The sequence below is a fragment of the Streptomyces sp. NPDC060366 genome (assembly GCF_042725135.1).
Taxonomy (GTDB): Bacteria; Actinomycetota; Actinomycetes; order Streptomycetales; family Streptomycetaceae; genus Streptomyces.
In genome coordinates, this window is record NZ_JBHXDC010000044.1 from 1 (window position 1) to 8,810 (window position 8,810).

Consider the following 8,810-nt stretch of genomic DNA (forward strand, 5'->3'; position numbering starts at 1 on the left):
GAAATCCACCTTCTCTGGAATCAGCCACTACGTACCTGCACAGTCGTCCACACACCTCCGGTACTACTCGGGTAACCATCGAGAACCACTGGGCGGCACGTGGACGCACTTCGGCGCGCGGAGCGGCGCTGGCGGACAACTCCCCTGGGGGGCCTCGCGGATCGGGTACGGGGCACGGCCATGCCGGGCTCACCCGCGGGCGATCACGCGGTCGGGTGGGCGGCGCCTTCTCCGGGCGACGGGAGGGACACGGTCGCCGGTGGTCGATGCCCGCGGCGAACAGAGCGCCGTACAGGGGATTTTGGGCAGGGAAGGCGTGCAGACAGAGTGACACGGTCGGCGCCTTCGCGCCAAGGGCGCTCGGAAGTGAGCTGGCACACGCCAACTGCCCCTGCACGCTTGATATCTGACGTACCGTCAGGTCAGTTTGTCGGGTTCCGTTTCCGGCGGAGCTCCAGGCGCAGCCCCGCGGGCGCCGGGGCGCCGTAGTGAGCCGTGCCGGAGCAGCCGCCGCCCCGCTCGGCCCGGACGGCTTCGCGGGTGCGGCGGGGCTGCGCCGGCGCCTCACAGTCTGATGTGCTGTCTCGTCTAACCAGTGACGGCGGACGCGACCTGAGGAGACCCCGACACCATGAGCAGCCGATCCCCGCGGGGAGACGACCCGCTCGACCCGGGCCTGAACGCGGTCATGAGTGAGCGGCGCAAGCTGATCAATCTCTCCTACCGTCTCCTCGGCTCGCTGGCCGATGCCGAGGACGTCGTGCAGGAGACGTACGTCCGCTGGTACGCGATGTCCCCGGAGCAGCAGGAAAGCATCGAGTCCCCCGGCGGCTGGCTGACGAAGGTCGCCAGCCGTGTCTGCCTGGACATGCTCGGCTCGGCGCGGGCCCGGCGGGAGAGTTATGTGGGCGCGTGGCTCCCCGAGCCCGTGCCCGACCGCACGGAATGGATGACCGGCCGGCCGGCGGGCACCGCGGTCGACCCGGCCGAACGGGTCACCCTCGACGAGTCGGTCAGCATGGCCTTCCTCGTGGTGCTCGAATCGCTCACCCCGGCCGAACGCGTCGCGTTCGTCCTCCACGACGTCTTCCGCTACCCCTTCAACGACATCGCCGAGATCGTCGGCCGTACCCCGGCGGCCTGCCGCCAGCTGGCCACCTCCGCCCGCCGCCGTATCCGCGCCGCGGAAGCGCCCACGAGGTCGAACGACTGGCAGGCCGGCACCATCCGGAACTTCAAGCAGGCCTGGGAGGCCCAGGACATCGGCGCCCTCGTCGCCCTCCTCGACCCCGGTGCCGTGTCGGTCGCCGACAGCGGCGGCCTCGTCCAGTCCACGGCCCTGTCCATCGAGGACGACACCGAGCAGATCGCCCAGGGTCTCGTCGCCCTCGTCCGCAGGCTGCCGGGCCTGACCATCCTGGAACGGATGGTCAACGGCCGGCCCGGGCTCGTGGTTCAGCGGGACGGCGTCATCGTGACCGTCATGGCGTTCGAGGTGGCCGGCGACCGCGTCACCCACATCTGGGCCATGCGCAACCCCGACAAGCTGCGCCTGTGGCGGACGGGGCCGCAGGACTGACGTTCCCGCGGCGGTGTCCCGCCCGTGCCGGTGTCCGCGCCCCCGGGCCCGGCCCCGGCACGGTCAGGCGACGCCGCTCGCGACCAGGCGGTTGAGTGCCGTCAGGACGTGCACGTCGGCCAGTACGGGAAAATCGAAGGGCAGGGGACGCGGGCCGGCCTGGTCGGGGACCGAGGTGAATCCGCCGTCGGCGTGCTGCCGGTCCTCCAGATAGGCGAGGGGCTTGGCCAGGTCGGTGCCGGGCGCGTGCCGGACGAGCGTGCACATGGCCTGTGCGGTGGACAGCACGTCGCTGTCCTTCCCCGGGCTGTGCCCCCACCCGCCGTCACTGCCCCGGGCCTGCTCCAGGAAGGCCGTGGCCCTGGCCGTGCACTCGTCGGCGCGCCGCCGCAGGGCTTCTTCGGACGCGGGTATGCGGGACAAGGCGTCCAGGACGCGCAGGATGACGCTCGGCACACTCAGCGACCAGCCCGGCTCGAAGCTGCCGTCCGCGTGCTGGGCACTGATGAGTACGTCGGCCGCGGGGCGGAGCAGGTCCTCGTGGCGGCTCCAGGGCAGGGCGATGACCGCTCCCGCGGTCATGTCGAGGTCCCAGGGGTGGCCCCGCAGGTAGGTGGGAAAGCCGCCTCCCTCATTCGCCCGGGCGCGCAGATACGCCTCGCCCCCCTCGATGCCGTGCCGGAACCTCGTCTCGTCGAGTGTCCGCATGAGTTCCACGCACCGGGCGGTGTCGTCGACGTCGGTCTGGGTCGTGGTCTCGTTGTAGCCCCAGCCGCCGTCGGCGTGCTGGCGGGAGGCGATGTACTCCCCCATCCGTGAGACGAGGTGCGCGTGCCCGGGTGCGGGCGCGAGTGCGACTCCGGCGAGGGCGGTCACGAAGACCTCCTGCCCGTCGATGAACGGCACGCCGCCGTCCGGGCCGCGGAGCCGGACCAGTGCCTCGATCCCCTCACGCATCAGTTCGGAGCCGGGCCGGTAGGTGTGCAGTGCGTGCAGTGCCACGAGGTGGGCCAGTGCGTTTCCTTCCCACACCCGCCCCGCGGGGAAGGCGGCCAGCCGTCGTACCAGCAGGTTCTGGTGTTCGAGCAGTTCCTGCTGGTGCGTGGTGTCATCGGGTGAACCGGGGTGTCCCGCACCCCAGTTGGTGTGCGCGTGCAGGATGGTGGCGGCGCACAGCGTCAGTTCCGTCCACACCGCCTGCGGCCGGGGACCGATACTCCGGGGATCGGGGCGTGTGCCGTCCGGCAGCAGTCCGCACAGGCCCAGGATCGTCTCCAGCAGGAGCCGTTTGCGCGCGCCGGTGCCGTGCCGGGACCTTCCGATGTCGAGCACGTCGTTGGCGTCGCAGGGCCGGCCGAGCAGCGCGTCGGCGAGGACGCGTTCCAGGGTGCCTTTCGGCCGGGCTCGTTGCAGGTAGTCCTGGAGTTCCTTCTGCGCGCGGGGCAGGGCGCGTTCCTTGCGCAGCAGGAGGAGGAGCAGCGCGGACTCGATGATCCGGCCGGCGCACCGGTCCTTGAGGGCGCCCTCGCCGTCCACCTGCACGGCCAGGTGGCGTGCCACACGGTCGCGCACCGCCTCGGCCCCGGACCGCTGCCCGTCGCGGCTCGCTGCCGGCGGCTGCGGGGCGGAGCTGCCCGCGGGGCTGCCTGCGGGGCCAACTAGACGATCACTCATGCTCAGTTTCCTTCCGGGTTTTCCGATGCAGGGGCTGCCCGTGCGGCGGCCCGTGCCGGGTTGCCAGGCACAGAGGGGAAAGGGCGGGGCGCGGGTTGTCGCAGACGCCGAAGGGGGCCCCGGGACACGTGCCGGGGCGGAGTGCCGGCGGCATGGCAGGGGCCGCCGGTGCGGGCGGAACTCCGCGATGCCGCGCCGGTTCTACGCCTTCGCCGCCGCCCGGCCCCGGGCGCGCCTCGTGCTCGTCGGGGAGAAAAAGAAAGCCGAGCATGGTGGGAGGAGAACCTCGACCACCGCTCGGCTGAATGCGGGCAGGGAAAGCGTGCCGACATAGTGACACGGCCGTCATCACCGGGCAAGAGCATGCGAAAGGTGACCTGCCACACGCCAACGGGCGCCGGACCCCGGCCGGTTGACGTGGTGTCAGTAGAACGGCGCGCCCCGGCCATGTCACCCGGCTGGTCCGGGGGCGGCGGCCCCGGCTCCGTACGCAGGCCAGTCGCGGGGCCCCGGTCAGCACCTGCTCGGCGGCGTCGACCCGGTGCGCGGCATGCCGGGGAGGCTTCGCGCGGCGGCCGCACTCGGCATGCCGTGCTCCGGCCGAGGGGTTTCCCAGGTGTCCGGACACCGCGTCAGGACGGCGGCCGGGGCGGGCACTTGCACGGAGTCCGGGCGTTCGGGCGGTGCCCCGGCACCCCCGCGGGCGGCGCGTGCGTGCGCGGTGGGGCGGGGGCTTCGGTGGGGATCGGCTGCGGCGCGGACACCGTTCGCTCGAAAGCCGGTTGTCGCTCGCTCAACAGGTGGTTGAGGAATCGCTGAGGCCGGGGGCGGGGGTTCGCCCTGGGGAGTTACGGTGCTTTCCGGTGCCTCCGGCGTCAAGATCGAACGCCGCCGCCGCGGAGCAGCGGATGCCGCCTCCTCGCGCGGGCGGGTTCGGTCGGCGGGGGACGTGAGCCGGCGTCCGTGAGGACGCGCCGCGTCGGGAGACCTCACAAATCAGGGTGCCGTGTCGTCGGTCAAGTGTGCTGAAAGGCCGAGTAGCTGAAAGAAATGGGGACTTCGATGCACGACACCTCTTCCGAGGGTGCGCCCTCCCATGTCGGGACGGGCACGGTGGTCAGGACGGACCGGGTGGTGGACGGTCGTGGCGCGGTCACGCTGCTGCGGGCCGTGGCGGCCCTCACCCTTCTTGAGACCCTGGTGCAGGGCCTGCTGGCCGGGATGCTGCTGAACGGCGACATCGATTCGATCGACCCGCACGGCATCAACGCCTACGTCTTCGAGCTCCTGGTGTTCCTCCAGGTCGTGGCCGCCGTCCTGCTGTGGCGCCGCAACCGCCGGCTGACGTGGCCGCTGAAGGCGACCATCGGCATCCTGGTGTTCACCTTCACCCAGACCCTGCTGGGTCTGGAGGGCTCGCTCGCCGCGCACGTCACCCTCGGCGTGGCCCTGTGCGCGATGGAGACGGCGCTCGTGCTGCGGGCCTTCACGCTCCGCGTGGAGAACCCGGCCGCGCCCGCCTGAGCCTGCCGGCGGCCCAGGGGCGCCGTCAGGCGGCACACGTCATGCGGTCACGGCGGCACTGCCTCCGTGACCGCTTCTTTTCGTGTTCCTGAACGGTCCCGACGGGCCCCGGAACCAAGGCCGGGTGCCCGCGGCGCGGGCAACTCCCCGATTTCCCCTGCCCGTCACCTCACATCGCGGGGGGCTGCGTCGTCGTACAGGTGGAGGCCGGGTTCATATCCTGCTCCCCCCGACAGGTGGCCTGACTCGGGTCTCTCGGTCTCCACTCGACGTTTCCGGCTTCTGCTACAGGGCCGGAGCCGGAAACGTTCCCCCGCAGAGCCGTTGGCACAGGCTCTGCCGGGAGAACGCCGGCCGGCCGTGCCGGCCACCCCGCCGGACAGTACGGCCGGTTCAGTGCGCCACGGCCGCCTCGACCACCGACGCGTGCGGCGAGGGATCCAGGAACTGCACCACGTCGAATCCCGCCTGCGTGAGCAGGTCCTCGTACTCCGCGCGGGTGCGGTTCCTTCCGTTGAGGACCGTCATCATCATCATGTCGACCGTCTTGCCGAAGTGGGGCTCGTTGCCCGCCGGGATCATCGGGTTGACGACCAGGAGCCGCCCGTGCGCGGGCATGGCGCCGCGGCAGGTGCGCAGGATGCTCACGCACTGCTCGTCCGGCCAGCTGGCCAGTACGTGCTTGAGGAAGTAGACGTCGGCGCCGGAGGGCACAGAGTCGAAGAAGTCCCCGGCCTCGGCCCGCCAGCGGTCCGCCAGGTCCGGGGTGTCGAGGACGTGCCCGGCCACCACGTTCTCCAGATCGAACAGGGTGCCCGTCATATGGGGGTTGCGCCGCAGGACCGAGCACAGCAGCCCGCCGCGTCCGCCGCCCACGTCGACGACGCTCTTGGCCTGCGAGAAGTCGAGGGCCTCGGCGATGTCGTCGCTCAGCGCCTCGGAGGCCGCCGCCATGCTGGAGTTGAAGGCCGCGCCGAACTCCCGGTCGGTGGCGACGTAGTTGTAGAAGGGGGTGCCGTACTGGCTCTCGAAGGCGGTGGCGCCGGTGCGTACCGCTTCGTGGAGACGGCCCGCCGGCTCCCAGAAGGGGGCCTCGCTGTACACCATGACGTTTTCGCGCAACGACCGCTCCACGTCGCTGCGCAGTGGCTGGGCGAGCGGGGTGAGGTGGAAACGGCCCGCCTCGTCCTCGCGGAAGACCCCCTTGGTGGCGAGGAACCTCAGGAGCCGGTACAGGTGCGGTGCGTGGACCCCTGTCGCTTCGGCGAGTTCACCGGCGGTGCGGGGGGCGTCCACCAGGTGGTCGGCGACAGCGAATCGTGCGGCGCTGTTGAGAGCCGCCGAGTACAGGTAACCCAGGGCGAGTTCGAGCAGTTCGCCCGCTTCCTGCCCGGTGCCGGAACTCGGCGGTACTTCTTCGGCCCCGTGGTGAGCGACTGACATCGTTGAACTCCCTCTCTCATGCATCCGGCGGTGCAGGGGTGCGTGGTGAGCGGATCCGGCTTCCGGGCGTCAGTTCGCGGGCCGGACCCGGCCCTGTGTCTCGGGGGTCATCCGGTAGTAGGTCGCGAGCTTGTAGTACTCCTCGTCGGCGGACATCGCGCCGGCGTAGACGAGTACCCGGTCGCCTTCGTACGCGTACGGCACACTTCTGGCGAACTTCTCGAGCATCGGCTCGGCGCGGGAGAGGAGTGCCGCCGGGTCGGTGGTTCTCACGGAGAAGCTGATCCGCTCGATCCTCGAAGAGTCCCAGCCGAAGGTGGGGTACATCGCCGACGAGGTCGCGATGAAGTCGAGCAGCTGCCCGCTCGGCTCCGGCAGCCCGAATTCATGAACCATCGACAGGACGGTTTCGCGTTCGACCTGTTCGGCACCGAGTCCGTTGAAGTACAGATTCCATGTTCTGTGCGCGTAGTCGATCGCTATGGCCGACACCTTGCCGTCCAGGCCGTACCCGGCGAAGGTGCTCAGGTGCTCCGACAGGCCGGCCGGGATGGACGGGACGTCGGCAAGCGCCGCAAGGTCCTGGAAGCCGCCCAGCGGGAAGACGATGTATGTCTTGTTGAATCCGCGCGTGATTCCGTAGTCGACGCCGTAGGCGGAGACGGGAAGTCTCTTGTGGATGTCGGAGAAGAGAGCACGGACCGGATGGCTCGTCTCCTCGGCGAGGCCGCGTGCCAGGGCGATTTCGTAGGGGTCCCCGGCACTGGGCGGCATCGTGAAGTCGAAGGAGACGTCCTTGATGCGTCCCCCGCTGGTCACCGCGTTGAAGACGACGGTGGAGGCGATCACGTCCTGGAACGCGGTGAGGGCGGGCCACACCTTGTCGCGTGAGCAGGTGATGCCCAACAGCCCGGCCGCTTCCCTCATGGTCGAATACAGGGATTCGATGTCAGCTTCTCCGGACACCATGCCTCCAGCTGTGGAGTGGTCACTTGTCGCTCGTTCGGCCCGGTACCGGGCGGATGCCCCGCCGGTACCGGGCGCCGTGACGGACTCCTGCGGCGCACCGTCAGCCGTGGTCTTTCCGGCAGCGAGTTCAAGCTGTTTGAGCTGAATCATGTTTGCGGTGGCTCGAGGCGGGTTCGAGAAGCGCTGGGGCCCGGTGCCGGCGCGCCGGGCGGGGTGGCCTTTCTCCTGCTGGGCCCGGGTCCTGCGTTATCCGGCGTCGACGGCCGTCAGCATGCTCTCCACCCGGGCGTGCCACTGGTAGTACGACTGGATCTTGTGGAACTCGCCCCGGGGAGTGACGGAGACGCCGTAGACGTACTGCTCACCGGCGGTGTACGGGGGGTTCTTCACGAGCTTCTCGATGCCCGGGCCGATGTCCAGGGGAAGGCCCAGCGGGTCCGTCGTCTTGACGGAGAACGTGATCCGTTCGATCTCCGAGGAGTCCCAGTTGAGGGTGGTGTAGACGCTGAAGGCCTGGTCGCAGAAGCGCAGCAGTCCCTCGCTCGGCTCCGGGAGCCCCGCCTCGGCCAGCAGCACCCGAAGCCCCTGCGGCTGGAAGAACTCGCGCGAGGAGGGGTTGAAGTACAGGTTCACCGTTCGCTTCGGGTAGTCGATCCCGACGGTGTTCACGATGCCGGCGACGCCGTAGCGTTCGAAGAAGGCGAGGTTGTCGCTCACGCTCCGCGGCATCGACGGCAGTTCGGCGAGGCGGGCCGCCGGCTGGGGCGCGGGCGGGGGGAAGAAGGTCCAGGTCTTCTTGAAGCCGCCGGCGACGCCGAAGTCGAAGCCGTAGCCGCCGACCGGGAATGCCTGGTGGATCTCCTTGGACACCTGGTCGACGGGGTGTCCCGTCGGCGTGGCGAAGCCGTTCGAGAGGGCGACCGCGTACGGGTCGAGGTCCTTGGGGAGCATCGTCCAGCGGCAGTCGAGGTCATCGGCGCCCCGCGGGCCGGTCTGCGTCCGGAAGGAGATGACGGCAGGCGCCATCACATGCTGGTACGCCGTCAGAACGGGCCGGACCTTGTCGTGTGAAATGGGGACGCCCATCATCCGGGACGTCTTCTCGGCGACCGAGTAGAACTCCGCTGTCCGGTCTTCCGACATGCTTCCTCCACGGTTTCTTGTTGCCTTCTGACGGATGGGGGGGCAGCACCCGGGCGCTGTGAATGCGGGAAACGGGGCGCGGCGGCACGGGACGCGGGTGCTGGAATACGGAAGGAGAACCGGCCGGCTCACTTCTCGTCACAGCTTTCGGAGCCGGGTAAAGGAATGCGCGTATTTCCGGTGTGCAGCGCCGGGAATACCGGGGGCCCCGGGAACGCCGGAAGCGTTCCATGCGGACCAGTTCATGTCAACGTCCTCCACCGCGCCCCGAGCGGGAATCCGGTAGCGCTCGAATTCCTCTCGATTCGCCGGGACGGATACGGTCGCGGCCGGGGTGGACGAGGGCCGGTCAGGTGGTGTGTTGTGTGTCGGTCTGCCAGTGGCCGAGGGCCATTTCGGCGGTGATGCCGGGGCCGAAGCCGGCGATGAGTCCGGTGGCATGCGGTGCGGGGGTGTCTTCCTCGAAAAGCCGGCGCGC

6 protein-coding genes and 1 pseudogene are annotated in these 8,810 nt (G+C 70.0%); 2 read left to right on the forward strand and 5 right to left on the reverse strand.

From position 1 onward, the window contains the following. Positions 1–631 precede the first annotated feature (631 nt). On the forward strand, positions 632–1,579 hold the full coding sequence (gene sigJ, locus ACFWHU_RS38360; RefSeq protein WP_385801126.1) for an RNA polymerase sigma factor SigJ: 948 nt from the start codon (positions 632–634) through the stop codon (positions 1,577–1,579). Between the two features lie 63 nt (positions 1,580–1,642). Here the strand turns inward: sigJ and ACFWHU_RS38365 are convergent, their stop codons facing one another. Continuing rightward, positions 1,643–3,253, reverse strand: a complete 1,611-nt coding sequence (locus ACFWHU_RS38365) for a prenyltransferase/squalene oxidase repeat-containing protein (RefSeq protein WP_387230969.1) — start codon at positions 3,251–3,253, stop codon at positions 1,643–1,645. Positions 3,254–4,315: 1,062 nt separating this feature from the next. Here ACFWHU_RS38365 and ACFWHU_RS38370 point away from each other — a divergent pair. Next, on the forward strand, positions 4,316–4,777 hold the full coding sequence (locus tag ACFWHU_RS38370; RefSeq protein WP_387230971.1) for a hypothetical protein: 462 nt from the start codon (positions 4,316–4,318) through the stop codon (positions 4,775–4,777). Positions 4,778–5,170: 393 nt separating this feature from the next. On the opposite strand, the gene ACFWHU_RS38375 is transcribed toward ACFWHU_RS38370, so the two are convergent. The 4 genes and pseudogenes from ACFWHU_RS38375 to ACFWHU_RS38390 all read right to left on the reverse strand — a co-directional run. Continuing rightward, a complete protein-coding gene (locus ACFWHU_RS38375) occupies positions 5,171–6,220 on the reverse strand; it encodes a methyltransferase (protein ID WP_387230973.1) in 1,050 nt (349 codons plus the stop codon). Between the two features lie 69 nt (positions 6,221–6,289). Then, positions 6,290–7,339, reverse strand: coding sequence for an aromatic prenyltransferase (locus ACFWHU_RS38380; protein WP_387230975.1), 1,050 nt, complete (start codon positions 7,337–7,339; stop codon positions 6,290–6,292). A 96-nt stretch (positions 7,340–7,435) separates the two neighbouring features. After that, the gene (locus tag ACFWHU_RS38385; protein ID WP_387230977.1) at positions 7,436–8,332 is read right to left on the reverse strand and encodes an aromatic prenyltransferase; all 897 of its coding nucleotides are present in this window, start codon (positions 8,330–8,332) and stop codon (positions 7,436–7,438) included. A gap of 349 nt (positions 8,333–8,681) precedes the next feature. Continuing rightward, positions 8,682–8,810 (reverse strand): annotated as a pseudogene (locus tag ACFWHU_RS38390) (type III polyketide synthase); the annotation flags it as partial.

Bases quoted from the DNA above. Each gene is read 5' to 3' on its own strand.
- sigJ (WP_385801126.1), top strand. From the start codon at position 632: ATGAGCAGCCGATCCCCGCGGGGAGACGACCCGCTCGACCCGGGCCTG.
- ACFWHU_RS38365 (WP_387230969.1), bottom strand. From the start codon at position 3,253: ATGAGTGATCGTCTAGTTGGCCCCGCAGGCAGCCCCGCGGGCAGCTCC.
- ACFWHU_RS38370 (WP_387230971.1), top strand. From the start codon at position 4,316: ATGCACGACACCTCTTCCGAGGGTGCGCCCTCCCATGTCGGGACGGGC.
- ACFWHU_RS38375 (WP_387230973.1), bottom strand. From the start codon at position 6,220: ATGTCAGTCGCTCACCACGGGGCCGAAGAAGTACCGCCGAGTTCCGGC.
- ACFWHU_RS38380 (WP_387230975.1), bottom strand. From the start codon at position 7,339: ATGATTCAGCTCAAACAGCTTGAACTCGCTGCCGGAAAGACCACGGCT.
- ACFWHU_RS38385 (WP_387230977.1), bottom strand. From the start codon at position 8,332: ATGTCGGAAGACCGGACAGCGGAGTTCTACTCGGTCGCCGAGAAGACG.